Below are 15,852 nucleotides of genomic sequence, written 5' to 3' on the forward strand. Positions count from 1 at the left end.
TGCAGCGTGTCCGGCATCAAGCCGTGGTGCAGTGCAGAGCTGGAAGTGGTGACGCATGCGCTGGTGACGGTAAAACGTGGCGCGCAGAATCCGCTTGCTGCGGTGGCGCTGACGCAGGGTCGGTTCGAGCTCGATGCAAGCCAATGGCACGGCCCCGGCATGGTCGGCATTCCTACCGGAAGCGGGCAGTTCAAGAACGCGCCGGCGGCGTTGTTGGGTGAGCCGGAATTCTATCTACAGCGGCCGGGCTTCTGGCACGGCGGCGCAGGAATCGCGGCTTGCTGGTACGGCGCTGCTACGGCCATTGCCGAGCACCTGCGCCGCTCGCCCCGCGTAATGCACAACCCGTTTTCCGCAGCGCATCTGGGAGCCATCGATGCACAGCTGTCGGCTGCGCGGCTGATGCTGCACGACCTGGCAACGACGATCGACAGCGCCCCAACCGAAAGCCACCAGTTCGACGTCATCCAGCTGCGCAGCCTGATGGACCGCATCTGCCGCGACGTGATCGAACGCGCCGCGCTCGCATTGGGGCCCGTCTCATTGTGCTGCGATGCCGAGCATGCGCAGCGCTGCGCCGACCTGGCCGCATTCATCCGCCAATCCCACGCCGAAAAAGACGAGCAATGGCTCGGTGAGCAGCTCTCTGCACGCGAGGCCACCCCATGGCAGCTTTGAGAGGCGAGCAGATCGCAGGGCAGGGCACCACCGAAGCGCGCTGGAAGGCCTCGCGCCAGTTGAATGCGCTCCCCACGACCACGCTCGAGCAGCTGCTCGGTAGCGCGCGCCGGGTGGTCGTGGTCTCCCCGCATCCTGACGACGAAGTCCTGGGATGCGGTGGGCTGCTTGCGATGACAATCGAATCGGGAAGAGAGGTGTTGATCGTCTCGGTCACCGATGGCGAAGCGGCCTATCCGCACGAAGACGCCTGGCCGCCACCCCGGCTTGCTGCCGCGCGTCGGGAAGAGCTGCGGCATGCGTTATCGTGCCTGGGGGTTGATCCGGACAACCTGGTCAGACTGGATGCGGGAGATGGGCAAGTGCGTGCCGGTGCGACCGCACTTGGCGACCGGCTGGCCGCTCTGCTGGAACCAACCGACGCGGTGCTGGTGACCTATGCACGCGACGGACATCCCGATCACGAAGCATGCGCCGATGCAGCGGTAACCGCGGCTGCATCCTGCGCAGCACAGCTGATCCAGTTCCCGGTCTGGGCGTGGCATTGGGATGACCCGGACAACAGCCAGATGCTGGCATCGGCAACACGTCTTGCGCTTGCGCCCGCCGCGCACGCTGCAAAGATGCAGGCGATATCAGCGTTCAAGACGCAGACCGGTCACGTCACTCCCGCGCTGCGCGCTCCCATCCTTCCCGACTGGGCGCTGGCCAGATTTCGGCGCGACTTTGAGGTCTATCTGCCATGAATGCTCAAGCCAACGCCGACTACTTCGACAGCATCTACCAACAGCCCGACCCCTTCGGTTATGCAACGCGTTGGTACGAAGCGCGCAAGCGCGACATCCTGTTGGCGACCTTGCCTAAGAACCAGTTTGCACGCGGATGGGAACTGGGATGTTCCAATGGCGAGGTGACACGTGGCCTTGCTGCCCGCTGCGAGTACCTGCTGGCAACCGACCTGTCGGCAGCAGCAGTGGAGCAGGCCAAACAGCGAGTAGGCGAACGTAGCAATGTCGAGATCCTGCAAGCCTGCCATCCGCAGCAATGGCCAGTGGGCAGCTTTGACCTGATCGTGCTGAGCGAGATCGGTTACTACCTTGGCGCAGCCGAACTCGACGACCTGATCGTACGCATCCAGGACGCGCTCACGCCGGACGGACTTCTGCTGGCGTGCCACTGGAAGCATCCTTTCGAGCAGGCGCAACAGGATGGCGTCGCGGTCCATGCCTGCATCGCACGGCTGCTGACGCGCCCGCTGGCGTATCGCTACGAAGACAGCGACTTTCTGCTCGAAGCGTGGACGGCGCAGCCGCTGTCGGTCGCACAGCAAGAAGGGCTGAGGTGATCGCCGTCATCATTCCGGCGCACAACGAAGCCGAGTGCGTGGCCGCGTGTCTCAGCTCGGTCTTCCGCGCTGCCTCACACCCCGAGTTAAACGAACCGGTGGAAGTCATCGTCGCCGTGGACCGCTGCACGGATGCCACGGCTGAGCTGGCGCTGGCATTGGGCGCATACGTGATCGATGTCCCCATGCCCGGCGGGGTAGGCATCGCCCGCGCCTCGGCTGCGTCCAAGGCCATTGCATTGGGCGCGGACTGGTTGGCTGTCACCGATGCCGACTCGCGCGTTCCGGCAGATTGGTTGATCGAACAACGCAGGGCAGGTGCCGGTGTATTTTGCGGCGTGGTGGAAGTAGATGATTGGCTGGACTACTCCGACGAGGTGCGGCGTAGCTTCGAACAGACCCAGCCAACCGGAGAAGGCCACGGCCGTATTCACGGCGCCAACCTTGGAGTTCGCGCCGACCTGTATCAACAGTGCGGCGGATTTTCTGCGTTGACCTGCAGCGAAGATGTTGCCCTGGTCCACGCACTGCAGGCGATCCAGGCCCCGATCGCCTGGTCACCGCGATCGGTCGTCTTGACCAGCGCCCGCCGGCACGCGCGCGCACTCGGCGGCTTCTCAAGTTTTTTCAAGCAACTGGAAGCCTTGCCGTTGGCGCCGGCATAAGCCGGCGGCGACACGCGGCCAAGTGCATCAATGGGTGGTGTTGATAGTTGCGCAACGTGTCTGCAGCGTGCTGCATCAGCCCTCAAGCGCGAGCTGCCTACTGATCACCTTCGAACCCCGGCGCGGCTACGCGCTCCCCATGCGTCGGGTGTGAACTGGTAACTTTTCGAACGCCAGGAGGATGCGATACCCAGGTCATGTTCAATCCCGGCATTAGATGGATCGGGACTACCTTGAACAAATCGGGTTCGGATCTCCACTGTTTGCAGATGAATTCATACGGTGTCAGACCCTTCAGGGCTTAACGAAGAGCGCGTCACATGTAGCCACCGCCCAGCACGTTTCCGGTGGAGGCCGACGCACCAACCATAATGCTCATCGCATTGTCGCGGGGCGGGTTTTTCGATACCACCAGGGTAATGCCCGCACTGGCAGTTATCTGGTCGTCGCTGACCTTACTGCTTGCCTGACGTCTCGGTGTAGCTGCCGTCGTTGTTGAGCGTGAGTTTGCCATGGGATCGTGCGCAGATGAAAAGGGCGCGGAGACGGTACCGTGTTTGTTGCAAGAAAAGTCCTTCCAAAATCAATTGGGGGCATGATTAGAACGGGACACGAACTGAAAACCTGGCAGAAGACGGCCAGCACGACTACACGACATTTCGCATAATGTATATTATGTTATATCAGCGCGTGTCGTGATCCAACTTTGCCTTACGCCCTGGTTACGCCGCCTGCAACTGCTGCTCAAGTACGTCCATCCGCCGCTCGCACGCTGCGCTTAGCCATCATCAGACGTCGGCTTCGCACGTCATGCGGATGCGTAAAACATTCCCGTGAGAACCATCAAATGACCGACGTAGTAGACATAAAACGCCCTGCGCGTGCGTGCGATGGGAATGTTCATGCGTGCAATCATCAGCAGAGGCAACGCCAGCAGCGCCCAAACATTGGCGTTGATGATACAAAGCGACAGCACTGGCAACCCAAGCAACAAAGGTGCTGAGAGTCTTTTCGATAGTCGCCATTGCCACGGGTTGCGCCAGAACACCCAACCGCCAAGCACAATTGCCAGGCCGGCCCAACGGTAATCGACGGCAGCAGGCACCAGCAATGCGCACAACGCCAGAAAAGCCCAGCGGCGACGCTCGATTGCAAGAATGCACACAGCTGCCAACGCAAACGACAGCAGAACATTTAGCGGAAATACGCGCTGAAACGCAATTGCCACTACCGGCGTTGCGATAAGGCCCCATAGAAACAAACGCTTTACCGACTTTTCGATATCGGCATTGGGCTGGGCAAGGTTGTAGGCCAGAACCAGCGCAAACAGCGGAAATGCCACGCGCCCTAGTTCGGCAACGACCGGCACGTACCCCAACCCCAGAATCTTCAAAGCGTGATCCCCCGTCATGAAGACGGCGGCCAGCCATTTCAACAACTCACGACCGCCGCTGGTCACTGAGGCGCTTCAGGTTGGTCGCTGCAAAGGACTTCGCACTCGTGCGAAGGCCTGCGGTGCATTGGCGTACGTCTCCAATACCAGCGCATGCGCCACTCACTTGCGTCGCGCCGTGGTCGACGCTTCTCAGGAGAGTGGTCACTGGCCGTCACGGCGCATCGCCCCCGTATCCTCCTGCAACTCCCGCTTGAACGGCACATCCGGTGGCGGTCTTGCGGAGGCTGGTTGGTCGTTGAGATTCGGGTCGCTCAGGCCGCAGCCGCCGCCAAATTGCAGCAACGAAACCACGCAACTGATCTTGGTGGTGGTTCCCGGGATCGGGATCTCGATCTTCTTCAGGCCGCGGCGCACCCATTCCTGCAGCAAGGTCTGGTTCGGCATCCAGTACTTGTCCAGCGAGGTCGGCGTGTAGCCGTACGGCGGACGTTTGAGCCAGGTGCCGCCCTGGGCAATCTCGTCGCGGGTCCAGGTGTCGGTCTCGCTGCCCGGCGGCCCGCGGTCGCCCGCGCCGTGACCGGCATCGCCGGTGCCGGTGGCCACGTGGACGCTGCCATCGGCGTTGAACATGCCGTTGCGTTGGCCGTTGGCGCCGGTCGTTTCGCCTTGCCGGTTGCGGTCGGATTTGCTCCAGTCGTCGGCATTGGCGGCCACATCCCATCCGCCGCTGCGGTCGGCAGGCTTCGGGCCGGCATTGCCATTGGCTGCTGACCTGGTGGCTGACGCCGCCGCTGCTGTCGCCGCTGCCGAGCTACTGGAACGCTCGGACTGAGAAGGATTGGCCTGCGGCTGCGTTCCCGTTTGCGACGATTCGGCGGCGGCTGTCTGCCTCTGGGAAGCATCCGCAGGCGCCGTTTGCGCCATAGGGGCCACCGCCACCGGCACAGGCGCCGGATCCGGCACACTCGGCAACTCTGCGGCGCGCACCGCGACGTCGGGCATGCGCACCGCCGGTGCGATCTCGGGCACGCGTGCGGCCGGCGCGGGCACTTGTGGGCGCTCGGATATGACGATGTCGCGCTCGCGCACGGTTGGCGCATCAGCTGCGCGCACCGCCACTGCAGTGGCAGGACGTTGCAGTTCGCGAACCTGCGGGCGCTCGGTCACCGTCTGGATGTCGCGTTGACGGACCTCGACCTGCGGCGCCGCACGTTCGATCGCACGCGGCGTCAGCGTGATCGTTGGCGGCGGTGGCACGACAAACTCATTGGTGGCCACCGGTGTTTCAGTCACCTGCAGCGGCGATTCGATCGTCACCGGCGGCACCTGCACCGTCACTTGCGGAACGTCCGCAGTCACCGGTTCGCTGACCGCTTCCGTCGGCTTCGTCGCATCGTTTTGCATCTGTGCCGTACTTGGGCTTTCGACTGGATCGGCAGCTGACTGCGTCTGCGTCGGCGATACAGGTGGTTCGCCTGCCGCCACCGCTGCAGCTGTTTGCGCTGCAGCAGACGCTGCAGCCGCCGCTGCCGACTCCGCAGCCCCAGGTTGCCCCGCACCCCCCCCCTGCTCCACCGCACCGTCGCCAATGAAGGTCATGCGTACCCGCGATTCATCGCCAGGCTTGGCGTCATCCGGCGCCCAACGCACGGTGACCACCCAGATGAGCAGCGCAACGAAACCGAGGTGGATCAGAAAACTGCCCAGCAGTGCCAGCCAATGCTGCCGACGCTGATCCTTCGGGCGCGGGTCCCAGTGTTGCCACCACAGGCTGCGAAACGCCTGAAATGGCGACAGCATGGCTGCGCTGACCACGTTGCGCTGCGACGGGCGTGCCCGTGCCAGCAGCACGCCCGTCACCTGGTCATCGTTGAATGGTGCAGCCGCATGTTTGCGGTTGCCCATCCAGATACCCCAGCCATACGGCAGGCCGGTGCGCCGATCCAGAATGAGCTTGCTGGGCATGCGCGCGCGCAGCGCCAGCAGCAGATCGGCAGCGGTTGTCACCGGTGAGGCGGAATCAGGCCGCGCTGTCGCGCGGAATGTACGGGGCGTCGCCGGTGGCGTGGTCGGTCGCGTCGCGTACCGCAATCACGCCGGGCACGCGCCCCATCAGGGTTTTTTCGATGCCCTGCTTCAAGGTCACGTCGGCCATGCCGCAGCCGTGGCAGCCGCCGCCGAAGCGCAGCAACACCACGCCATCGGCGGACACTTCCTGCACCGCCACGCGTCCGCCATGCGATGCCAGCTGCGGGTTGATTTCGTTCTCCACCACCCAGCGCACGCGCTCCACCATGGAGGCCGAATCTGCCGGCGCTTCGCCCTTGATCTTGGGCGCCTTGATGGTCAGTTGCTGGTTGCCGGTGGACTGGGTGACGTAGTCGATCTCGGCACCGTCCATCCATGGCACGCTGGCGGCGACAACATATAAGGTGAAGCCATCGCAGTCGATCGCCCACTCGTCGCCGCTCAGCTCGGCCGGCTCGGCGAATTCGAGCCGGGCATCGGCGCGCGGGGTGCCCGCATCCACCGCGCTCAGGCGCACGCCCATGCCGGGCACGCCCTCGCGTTCGATGAGCTTGCGGAAATAGGTCTGGGCTTTGTCGGATATCTGGATCATGCGGGTTATTCTACCGCTCAAAGCGCCCTCGCTCATGGAACACCGTGATCCTGGTGGGTGCGCCGTCCGCCACCCCTGCGAGACCGTCATGACCGATCTGATTCCCCTGGAGCAGGCCCATTGCCTCCCGCGCAAGGGCAGCGACCACAAGCTGGGCGAAGCGCGCCTGGCCGAATTGCTGCCGCAGGTGCCCGGCTGGGAGCTGGCCGAGGCCGGGATGGCGCTCACGCGCACGTTCCGCTTCGCCGACTATTACCGCACCCTCGCCTTCGTGAATGCGTTGGCCTGGATCGCCCACCGTGAAGACCACCACCCCGACCTGGGCGTCCACTACGACCGCGTCGTGGTGCGTTATTCCACCCATGACGTGGGCGGGCTAAGCGAAAACGACTTCATCTGCGCGGCCAAGACCGCACAGCTCTACGATCAGGGAATTACTGCATGAGCATGTATCGCGCTGCCCTCGCCGGCCTCATCGTCGCCACCGGCCTTAGCGGCTGCGGCAAGTCGCCACAGCAGGCTTCCGCGCCCACGGTCGCGCCCACCGAGCTGGCAGCAGTGAAGACGCCGCCGCCGGAGTATTCGCCGCAGCTGGCGTGCGCCGGCGTGGGCGGGACCACGGTGCTACGGGTCGTGGTCGGCACCGGAGGCACCCCGACCGATGTGTCGGTGACACAGAGCAGCGGCCAGCCCGTACTCGACGAAGCCGCGCAGAAGCGCGTGCGCGAATGGCAGTTCAAGGCTGCTACCCGCAACGGCCAGGCGGTGCCGCAAACCATCCAGGTGCCGGTTGCGTTCAAACCGCCGGTGCCGCGTCCGGACGAATGCTTCGCCATCGAAGAACGCGCCCATCGTCGCGGCTGAGGACAGGACAGTTCGGTACCGCGGTATGTCGCTCGGCAATGCGTAAGCGCTACCGGCAGCGCCGCAGCCACATCCTCGCCCTGTTCGTGCACGCATGATGTTCGCGTCCGCTTGAGGCTGGCGCAAACGCACCGTTTTTTCTCATCACTACCACGCGTTCGTCATCCAGGCGTGGCCATCCTGCATCCGCGGATGGTCGTGCGCATAGTGCGCAGCTGCAGTCGCCACGCTCCCCGCAGGATAGTTCTCCGTTCCCACGAGGTCGTCGGGTCACATGCTTGAAGTGTCATCACACAATGTCTGGATCGCGCTAGCGGTTACGTTGGCCGCCGGATTGGCGACCGGGCTCGGCAGTCTCATGGTGGTGTTCGCCAAGAAGCCCAATCCGCGGCTGTTGGCGTTCGGGCTGGCGTTCGCCGGTGGCGCGATGGTGTACGTGTCCTTGTCGGAGATCCTCAACAAATCGATCGCCGCGTTTTCGCATGCCTACAACGACAAACTCGGCTTCACCTTCGGCACGCTGACCTTTCTCGGTGGCATGCTGTTGATCATGGTGATCGACCGCCTGGTGCCCAATCCGCACCAGAGTCTGTCCAGCGACGATCCGCAGTTTCGTGACGACAACCGCGCCTACATTCGCCGGGTCGGCTTGATGACGGCCATTGCGATCACCGCACACAATTTCCCCGAAGGGTTGGCCACCTTTTTCGCCACGCTGGAAAGCCCGGCGGTGGGCATGCCGCTGGCCTTCGCGATCGCCATCCACAACATTCCCGAAGGCATCGCGATTGCGGTGCCGGTGTATTTCGCCACGCGCAACAAGTTCTACGCATTCGGTGCCAGCCTGCTCAGCGGACTGGCCGAACCGATCGGCGCGGGGATCGGGTATCTGGCCTTATCCAATGTGCTGTCCGAAGCGGTGTTCGGCACGGTATTCGGCCTGATTTCCGGGGTCATGGTGTTTCTGGCACTGGACGAACTGTTGCCAGCCGCCAAACGCTACGCACAAGGCCACGAGACCGTGTACGGCCTGGTGTCGGGCATGGGGACGCTGGCGATCAGCCTGGTGCTGTTCCGCTTCGCGACACCTTAAACCGCGTCTTACGCCGGCGGCGCCAATCCTCATTCGCTGGTAACGACGCCTGACCCAGTACCGACTGACACAGCCACTACAGTGGTGATGTTGCTGTGTCGCGACTGGCAAGCGCATGACGCTTGCGGCGTGTTCGCAATCGCGCTGCCTTACTCTCAGCGAGTCCTCACGCACGCGGCTCCCCGCATGCCTGCTGAACACCGCTGCGCCTGGTCGGCCGCACAGCCGTTTCAGCAAGCTGCCAGACATCCAAGCCGACGCATGGTACGCGCGTCATAAACGCGCACACTGCGAGGTGCCGTATGCAACGCACATGGTCACAAGGGCGCCTTGCCTGGGCGCTGGCTGTCGCATCCACCGTGGACGCGTGCACTTGGCGATGCGTATGCCAAGGCAGCTGACGACGTGCTCAACGCGGTTCAGCTCATGCGCCAGCGCGCCCAGGCCAGCGGCCATTTGCGCAGTACGCCGCAACAGCAAGTGCAGGTGGCGCGCCATGTGCTAACCCCCGATCCTGGGTGAGGCGCGCATTGCGCCGCCCGCACAGGTGATCACCATCGAGCCAGCACAGCCGGATGTGGTGTAAGTGCAGCGCTACGACCCCGGCGTGGTCTACAGCACGCCGGTCGATGTGTATCGCGATTATCGCTATCGCCCGGTGCGTTGGGACGATCACAGCGACGTGGTTACCACCGGCCTGGTGTCGTTTTGCGTCGGCGTGCTGGTAGGCGGCGCACCTGAGCACCATCACGGCTGGTTCGGCTGGGCCGAGCCAGCGCCGTCCTGGCACCGCTGGGGCTGCAACAACTGGGGGTGGACTGGAACGCGCCGCCGGCCTCACCGCATTACGTGGTCTACCAGAACGTGGTCTACCAGAACGTGGTCTACCAGAATCATGTCTATGCACTACGCACCACCATCATCAACAACCGAACGACCTATATCGATGCACGTTCGTATGTGCATCAGGATCAGCGTCACGGGTTCAACACGACCTCTGCGCCTGCGCCCGTTGCAGGCGTTTCGCCGCCCGGCTTTGCTGTGGCGCGGGCGGCTGCTGTGCCGGCCGCGGCGGCCAATCCGCGTGCACTCAGCGCGTTTTCCGGCTCCGCTACGCCGGCGCCCTCGCCCGCCCAGTTTTATCGCGCGCCCGACTACGCGCATCTGTCAGCGCCGCATTTCAACGCGCAGATGCTGCAGCCGGGGCGTCCGGTGGCGCTGCATGCCTCGTCGCCGCCGCATGCAGCGTCAGTGGCAGCTGTGTCGAATCCGATGCGGCAAGTGCCGGCTGCGCTGCATGCGTCTGGTCTGCAAGCGCCGCCATCCGTACCGCGCCCGGCCATGAAGCCGGAACCGCAGCAATACGCGCAGCGGATGGCTTCGTTTACTCCGCCACGCGCTGCAGTGGTGCGTTCGGCCGATCCGCACCCGCAGCGCCCGCATCCGTCAGCGCAGCCGCAGCATCACGACCACCGCCAGGACAGTTGAGCCAGCGCGCTGACGCAACCACCCTGGCCGTGTCAGCGACCCAGCCGGCCCAGCGCTTCGGCCAGTTCGGGCGCCAGCGGTGCGCTCAGCACGTACGGCGTCTTGCCAGCATCCAGCGCAAATTCAAGCGACGCCGCGTGCAGGAACAGCCGCTTCAGACCCAACTGGTCGCGCAACCGCTTGTTCACCTCGGCCTCGCCGTACTTGTCGTCACCCGCGACCGGGTGTCCCAGGTGCTGGGCATGCACACGGATCTGGTGGGTGCGGCCGGTCTCGATGCGAACTTCGCAATACGAATGCCCGCCGCGCCGTTCCAGTAACTTGAAATGGCTCAGCGATGGCTTGCCGATCGCATTCACCTGTACATGCCGCTCGCCACCCTGGCGCAGGCCGATGTGCAATGGCGCATCTACGGTCATCACGCCGTCGGGCATGCGCCCGACCAGCAAGGTCAGGTAGCGCTTGGTGATGCCGCGGCCTTCGACACGGTCGTCCTCACGCATCAGCGCCTGCAGCTCGGTCAGCGCCGAGCGCTTCTTGGCCACGATCAATAGGCCGGATGTATCGCGGTCGAGCCGGTGTACCAGCTCCAGGCTCTGGTTCGGCCGCAGCGCCCGCAGCGTTTCGATGGCGCCGAAACTGATCCCGCTGCCGCCGTGGCTGGCCACCCCGGACGGCTTGTTGAGCGCGAGCAGGCGCGCATCCTCGAACACGATCGCCGCTTCCAGCCGCGCCATGAACGACGACGGTGGCGCTGTCTTATCGCCTTCCTCAGTCACCCGCACCGGCGGAATCCGCACTTCCTCGCCACCCTCGAGCTTGCGCTCGGCCTTGGCACGCCCACCGTTCACCCGCACCTGACCGCTGCGGACCAGCTTGTAGATCAGGCTGCGCGGGGCGCCCTTGAGCTGGCCAAGCAGGAAATTGTCCAGCCGCTGCCCAGCACGGTCTTCCGGAACTTTGAGAATGCGCACGCCGACACGGTCGGTCGGCGGCTTGGGGGGCTGGGGGTCGGTCATCCGGCTCTTTATTCTGTTACACTCGGCGAGCGAGATAAGGGTTTGATTTTGTTGGAAGTTGATTGGCCAGAAGCCTGTCTTCCGATGATTCCGGCACAGTGCGCGACCACCGCCCCCGGGGCGGCCATGTTAGCGGCTCACCGGCCTGCCCGGCCATCGCCTGCGGTTTTTACCGCTGCGCTGAACATGTCCCGTGCGCTGCCCCGGTTCGTCCGGACGCGGCTGCCGGCCCTGAAACACCTATAAAACTTAAATACAAGCGCTCCCGCGGCCTGCCGTGGTGTTGCAGCGCTGGAAACCCTGGTCAGGCCTGTCCGCGCGTTGCGCGAAGGGCCGACAAGCTGTTCCAGAGGCGAAACGTCACGGCGTTCCGCGCGGTAGAGCGCGTGAGGAACGCAACAATGAAGCGAATGCTGATCAACGCAACGCAGGCCGAAGAGCTGCGCGTGGCGATTGTGGACGGCCAGACCCTGTACGACATCGACATCGAACAGCCGTCTAAGGAACAAAAGAAGTCCAACATCTACAAGGGCCGTATCACCCGGCTTGAGCCTTCCCTGGAAGCGGCGTTCGTGGACTACGGCGCCGAGCGTCATGGCTTCCTGCCGTTGAAGGAAATTTCCCGCGATTACTTCCAGGCCGGCGTCGACCACAACAAGTCGACCATTCGCGAGTTGCTGCGCGAAGGCCAGGAAATCGTGGTGCAGGTCGACAAGGAAGAGCGCGGCAACAAGGGTGCTGCCCTGACCACGTTCATCTCGCTGGCCGGCCGCTACATGGTGCTGATGCCCAATTCGCCGAGCGCCGGTGGCGTTTCGCGTCGCATCGAAGGCGAAGACCGCGCCGCACTGAAGGAAGCCCTGGACAAGCTCGACATTCCGGACGACATGGGCGTGATCATCCGCACCGCCGGTGTTGGCCGTGACGCCGAAGAACTGCAGTGGGATCTGGACTACCTGCTGCAGACCTGGAAGGCGATTGCCGAGGCGGCACTGAGCAAGCCGGCCGCCTTCCTGATCTACCAGGAATCGCGCCTGATCATCCGCGCCCTGCGCGACTACCTGCGCGCCGACGTCGGCGAGATCCTGGTCGATACGCCGGAGCTGTACGCCGACGCCCAGGAATTCATGAAGCAGGTGATGCCGCAGAGCCTGCGCAAGCTCAAGCACTACACCGACGACATCCCGCTGTTCAACCGCTTCCAGATCGAATCGCAGATCGAAGGCGCCTACGAGCGCAATGTGCGCCTGCCTTCGGGCGGCTCGATCGTGGTGGACCAGACCGAAGCGCTGACCGCCGTCGACGTGAACTCCTCGCGCGCCACCAAGGGCAGCGACATCGAAGAGACCGCGTTCCAGACCAATCTGGAAGCGGCCGAAGAAGTGGCCCGCCAGTTGCGCCTGCGCGACCTGGGCGGCCTGGTGGTCATCGACTTCATCGACATGGCCTCGACCAAGCACCAGCGCGAAGTCGAAAACAAGCTGCAGAACGCGCTCAAGTACGACCGTGCACGCGTGCAGCTGGGCCGTATCTCGCGCTTCGGCCTGATGGAAATGAGCCGCCAGCGCCTGCGTCCGAGCCTGGGCGAATCCAGCCAGATCGTGTGCCCGCGTTGTGACGGGCATGGCCGCATGCGCAGCGTCGAGTCGCTGTCGCTGTCCATCATCCGCGTGGCCGAAGAACACGCCATGAAGGAAAATACCGGGCAGGTGCTGGTCCAGGCGCCGGTGGAAATCGCCAACTATCTGCTCAACGAGAAGCGCAGCGCGCTGCGCGAGATCGAAAATCGCCACGCCTCGCCGATCATCATCGTCGCCGACGAGCAGCTGCACACGCCGCATTACGAAGTCACCCGCCTGCGCGAGAACGAGCTGGGCGAAGACAGCGGCAAGCCGAGCTACCAGCGCGGCACCCCGCGCAAGCTGCCGGTGCACGCACTGACCAAGGCGCAGTTGAACATTCCTGCAGCCCCGGCGGTCACCTCGATCAAGCCGAGCCAGCCGGCGCCGGTGCGTGAAGAGGCCCCTGCCCCGGTGGCCGCAGCTCCTGCGCCGGCGCCGGTCGTCGCACTGCCGCTGCCTGCGCCGGTGACCGGTGTGGTCGGCTGGCTGAAGCGGATCTTCGGCGGCGTCGAACCGGTCGCTCCTGCGCCGGAAACGACCCAGCGCCCGCGCCAGAACGATGCTGGCCGCGGCAACCGCAACGAGCGTGGCGACCGTGGCGGCCAACGCCGCGACGGTCGCGATGCCCGCAACGGCGGCAACGGTGGCAATCAGCAGCGTGGCAATGGCGGCAACGGCAACGGCGCCAACAAGGAACGCCGTGACGAACGCCGCCAGCCGGCAAATGGCGCAAGCATGCAGAACGGTGCTCAGGCCCAGCAGCAGGTGCAGGTCGCCAAGCCGCCGCGTAATGAGGCGCAGCCGCCCAAGCAACAGCAGCCGCAGCAGTCTCAGCAGCAAAAGCAAAAGCCGCAGAACCAGACGCCGCGTCCGCCACGAGTTCCCGCACAGCAGGACGGCGCCCAGTCCGAGCGGCAGCAGCGCCCTGCCCGTCAGGATGAAGGCACTGCTTCGGCACAGACGCTGACCGCAACTGCGGCAACTGCAACGACGTCGAGCGTGGTTGCGGCGATCGCCGACACCGCTGCACCGGTAACGACGCAGGCCCCCGCGGCCGAAGCGAGCCAGGCGCATCCGGTGGATGTGATCGTGACCGACGCGCATGCCGATCGCGGCACCGACGCGGCTGCAGACGGTCAGAACCCGGACGTTCCGGGCGATGATTCGGCCAATGGCGACGGCGGAAGCCGTCGTCGTCGCGGTCGTCGCGGTGGCCGTCGTCGCCGTCGCGGCGCTGGCGCAAATGGTGAAGGCGGTAGCGGCGTCGATGGTCTGGAAACGGACGATCTGGACGGCGATGCAGAAGGCGATCTCGATGGCGACAACGAGAATGACGCTGACGACACCGCCGCGCAGACACAGACCTCGTCTGCGCCGCGCGCCGGCCAGCCCGAGTTCGACTTCGATGACGAGGCCCCTGCTGCGGCAGTGGCGCGCGCCAAGCCCGAGTCCAGCGCGCCGGCAGCGGTGAAGCCGCGTCCGGTGCCGAAGGAGCGTGCGGAAACGCAGGCCGAGGCCGACACGTCGTCGACCACCGCGCCGGTGTCCAATGCCGCGCCGTCATTCGAACAGCAGGCCGCCGCTCCGGCTGCTGCGGCAGTGAATCGGGCTCGTAGCGATGCAGCGGTGACGGCCGCGGCACCTGCTGCGTGGAAGCCTGCGGCCCAGGCATCAGGTTCGGCCCCGGTTGCTCCGGCCCCGGTTGCAGGAACGGCTTCGGTTACCGAGCAGTCCGCGACAGTGGCCGCGCCGGTGGCCGCACCGTCGCCGGCAGCTGCTGCGACCGCCATGCCTTCGGCACAGGCTTCGGAGCCCGCTGCGAAGACAGTCTCTGAGCCTGCGGTTACTGCCTACTCTGCACCCGCTACCGCGTCTGTTGCTCCGCCTGCGGTTACCAAGCCTGTTGAGCAGCCCGGCACGACGGTATCGCCGACCGCTGCAGAGCCGGCTGTGCAGCATAAGCAGGTACCGTCGGCGTCGGCAGACGCTTCGGCACCTGCCACAGCTACGCAGACGCGCGTCGTACCTGCTGTTTCCCCGGAAGCTGCAGCGCAACCAGAGCCCACAAAAGCTGACGCGCCTGCCGTTGCTGCAGATGTGAAAGCACCTGCAACAACGCCGAGTCCGTCAGCAGAAGCAGCTGTGGTCACGGTCAAAGCGCCGCATGCGGAGCCCACCAGCGCTGCAAGTTCCGCAGATGTCGCAGCGACCTCCACGGCACAGGTGACGCAGGCGACGCCGGCAGCGGACAACGCATCTGCTGCACCGGTGCGCAAGCCGTACGCTCCGGTGCAAACCACGTTGCTCGACGCGCTGGCTCCGCAAGACGCTTCCGCGTCGTCATCGACGTCGGCCGCTGCACCGGTGCCGTACAAGGCGGCGGAGCAGTCGGCAGCGGTTGCACCGGTTTCGCCTGCGCACGTGGCGGAACCGTCGACCGACAAGCCCAAGCCGACCGTCACCGTTTCCGAAGCGGTGAAGCGGGCAGCCCCGGCCAGCCCGACGGCCGACGCGCAAGCGGAAGAAGACGACACCGACAAGCCGCATCACGATCACTGATCGCGACAGGGCTTGTCATCCAGCCTGGAACACGCAGGCTGGATCAGCGTCAAGCAGAGCGGCCTTCGGGCCGCTTTGTTTTTTGTGGCTTATGGATCACCAGAACGAAAGACGTTCGATCCACGCAAGCGCGATGACAGGCACTCGAGCGTCTATCGCACGAGCGTCGCTGCAATACCTGCAAATTTCTGGTCCCAGCATCCTGGCAAACGTTTCGCAGCCTCAGTTCGCGGTTGCTAGAGAAATGCTGGGCGCTAGCGTCGACATGCGCGTGCAGACGCGAAAAAGCATCTTGCCACTCGCTCGCTTTCAATGCGGCAAGAAGCGCCTCTACCTCCAGATTTACCCTTTCGACCCAGCATGCCTCACTGCCATGGCGCGGCAAACAATGTTTTTGCGCGACGCCTCGTTGATGCAACAGCAACCTCAGAGCAGTGGCGTCTAGTGCAGCCAAGGCGCGTGAAGCACCTGGGTGTCAACAAAACGATAGAGGCGGCGGTCGA

General features: G+C 64.5%; 13 protein-coding genes and 2 pseudogenes. 9 read left to right on the plus strand and 6 right to left on the minus strand.

Going from position 1 to position 15,852, the window contains the following annotated elements; translation table 11 throughout:
• Window positions 1-159: 159 nt before the first annotated feature.
• From A7D16_RS03965 to A7D16_RS03980, 4 genes are read left to right on the plus strand one after another with little or no spacing between them, the layout of a single operon-like run.
• Complete coding sequence (locus A7D16_RS03965; RefSeq protein WP_064630134.1) at window positions 160-678, plus strand: dehydrogenase; 519 nt, start codon at window positions 160-162, stop codon at window positions 676-678.
• Complete coding sequence (locus tag A7D16_RS03970; RefSeq protein ID WP_064630041.1) at window positions 666-1,424, plus strand: PIG-L deacetylase family protein; 759 nt, start codon at window positions 666-668, stop codon at window positions 1,422-1,424. Before A7D16_RS03965 ends, A7D16_RS03970 begins: the two co-directional genes overlap by 13 nt.
• Window positions 1,421-2,023 (plus strand): class I SAM-dependent DNA methyltransferase, encoded by a 603-nt coding sequence (locus A7D16_RS03975; RefSeq protein WP_064630043.1) that lies wholly within the window; start codon window positions 1,421-1,423, stop codon window positions 2,021-2,023. Before A7D16_RS03970 ends, A7D16_RS03975 begins: the two co-directional genes overlap by 4 nt.
• A complete protein-coding gene (locus A7D16_RS03980; protein WP_064630045.1) occupies window positions 2,020-2,688 on the plus strand; it encodes a glycosyltransferase family 2 protein in 669 nt (222 codons plus the stop codon). The genes A7D16_RS03975 and A7D16_RS03980 overlap by 4 nt, the downstream gene beginning before the upstream one ends.
• A gap of 199 nt (window positions 2,689-2,887) precedes the next feature.
• Here A7D16_RS03980 and A7D16_RS24405 read toward each other — a convergent pair.
• From A7D16_RS24405 to A7D16_RS03995, 5 genes and pseudogenes are all read right to left on the minus strand, one after another.
• Window positions 2,888-2,986, minus strand: a pseudogene (locus A7D16_RS24405) (IS481 family transposase); the annotation flags it as partial.
• Window positions 2,987-3,004: 18 nt separating this feature from the next.
• Entirely contained in the window at window positions 3,005-3,202 is a 198-nt protein-coding gene (locus A7D16_RS22895; RefSeq protein ID WP_153043121.1) for a hypothetical protein, read from the minus strand.
• 294 nt (window positions 3,203-3,496) lie between these two features.
• Window positions 3,497-4,147: a TraX family protein gene (locus A7D16_RS03985; protein ID WP_064630047.1), complete on the minus strand. Its 651-nt coding sequence runs from the start codon at window positions 4,145-4,147 to the stop codon at window positions 3,497-3,499.
• A 138-nt stretch (window positions 4,148-4,285) separates the two neighbouring features.
• Window positions 4,286-6,091: a hypothetical protein gene (locus tag A7D16_RS03990; protein ID WP_064630050.1), complete on the minus strand. Its 1,806-nt coding sequence runs from the start codon at window positions 6,089-6,091 to the stop codon at window positions 4,286-4,288.
• 13 nt (window positions 6,092-6,104) lie between these two features.
• Window positions 6,105-6,704, minus strand: coding sequence for an NfuA family Fe-S biogenesis protein (locus tag A7D16_RS03995; RefSeq protein WP_064630052.1), 600 nt, complete (start codon window positions 6,702-6,704; stop codon window positions 6,105-6,107).
• A gap of 88 nt (window positions 6,705-6,792) precedes the next feature.
• Here A7D16_RS03995 and A7D16_RS04000 point away from each other — a divergent pair, with 88 nt between their 5' ends.
• The 4 genes and pseudogenes from A7D16_RS04000 to A7D16_RS21195 all read left to right on the plus strand — a co-directional run.
• On the plus strand, window positions 6,793-7,149 hold the full coding sequence (locus tag A7D16_RS04000) for a 4a-hydroxytetrahydrobiopterin dehydratase (RefSeq protein WP_003489213.1): 357 nt from the start codon (window positions 6,793-6,795) through the stop codon (window positions 7,147-7,149).
• Window positions 7,146-7,568 (plus strand): energy transducer TonB, encoded by a 423-nt coding sequence (locus A7D16_RS04005; protein ID WP_064630053.1) that lies wholly within the window; start codon window positions 7,146-7,148, stop codon window positions 7,566-7,568. The genes A7D16_RS04000 and A7D16_RS04005 overlap by 4 nt, the downstream gene beginning before the upstream one ends.
• Before the next feature lie 274 nt (window positions 7,569-7,842).
• Window positions 7,843-8,661 carry a zinc transporter ZupT gene (gene zupT, locus A7D16_RS04010; protein WP_064630055.1) on the plus strand — a complete coding sequence of 273 codons (819 nt, stop codon included), beginning with the start codon at window positions 7,843-7,845 and terminating at the stop codon, window positions 8,659-8,661.
• A gap of 360 nt (window positions 8,662-9,021) precedes the next feature.
• Window positions 9,022-10,149: pseudogene (locus A7D16_RS21195) on the plus strand (DUF3300 domain-containing protein); the annotation flags it as partial.
• A 32-nt stretch (window positions 10,150-10,181) separates the two neighbouring features.
• On the opposite strand, the gene A7D16_RS04025 reads toward A7D16_RS21195, so the two are convergent.
• The gene (locus A7D16_RS04025; RefSeq protein WP_064630061.1) at window positions 10,182-11,168 is read right to left on the minus strand and encodes an RluA family pseudouridine synthase; all 987 of its coding nucleotides are present in this window, start codon (window positions 11,166-11,168) and stop codon (window positions 10,182-10,184) included.
• A 410-nt stretch (window positions 11,169-11,578) separates the two neighbouring features.
• Here A7D16_RS04025 and A7D16_RS04030 point away from each other — a divergent pair, with 410 nt between their 5' ends.
• Window positions 11,579-15,349 (plus strand): Rne/Rng family ribonuclease, encoded by a 3,771-nt coding sequence (locus tag A7D16_RS04030; RefSeq protein ID WP_064630063.1) that lies wholly within the window; start codon window positions 11,579-11,581, stop codon window positions 15,347-15,349.
• Window positions 15,350-15,852: the final 503 nt, after the last annotated feature.

Source organism: Xanthomonas nasturtii (assembly GCF_001660815.1).
Classification (GTDB): Bacteria; Pseudomonadota; Gammaproteobacteria; order Xanthomonadales; family Xanthomonadaceae; genus Xanthomonas; species Xanthomonas nasturtii.

Excerpts from the sequence above, each read along its gene's own strand:
- A7D16_RS03965 (WP_064630134.1), top strand. The coding sequence starts at position 160 with ATGGTCGGCATTCCTACCGGAAGCGGGCAGTTCAAGAACGCGCCGGCG.
- A7D16_RS03970 (WP_064630041.1), top strand. The coding sequence starts at position 666 with ATGGCAGCTTTGAGAGGCGAGCAGATCGCAGGGCAGGGCACCACCGAA.
- A7D16_RS03975 (WP_064630043.1), top strand. The coding sequence starts at position 1,421 with ATGAATGCTCAAGCCAACGCCGACTACTTCGACAGCATCTACCAACAG.
- A7D16_RS22895 (WP_153043121.1), bottom strand. The coding sequence starts at position 3,202 with ATGGCAAACTCACGCTCAACAACGACGGCAGCTACACCGAGACGTCAG.
- A7D16_RS03995 (WP_064630052.1), bottom strand. The coding sequence starts at position 6,704 with ATGATCCAGATATCCGACAAAGCCCAGACCTATTTCCGCAAGCTCATC.
- A7D16_RS04000 (WP_003489213.1), top strand. The coding sequence starts at position 6,793 with ATGACCGATCTGATTCCCCTGGAGCAGGCCCATTGCCTCCCGCGCAAG.
- A7D16_RS04005 (WP_064630053.1), top strand. The coding sequence starts at position 7,146 with ATGAGCATGTATCGCGCTGCCCTCGCCGGCCTCATCGTCGCCACCGGC.
- zupT (WP_064630055.1), top strand. The coding sequence starts at position 7,843 with ATGCTTGAAGTGTCATCACACAATGTCTGGATCGCGCTAGCGGTTACG.
- A7D16_RS04025 (WP_064630061.1), bottom strand. The coding sequence starts at position 11,168 with ATGACCGACCCCCAGCCCCCCAAGCCGCCGACCGACCGTGTCGGCGTG.
- A7D16_RS04030 (WP_064630063.1), top strand. The coding sequence starts at position 11,579 with ATGCTGATCAACGCAACGCAGGCCGAAGAGCTGCGCGTGGCGATTGTG.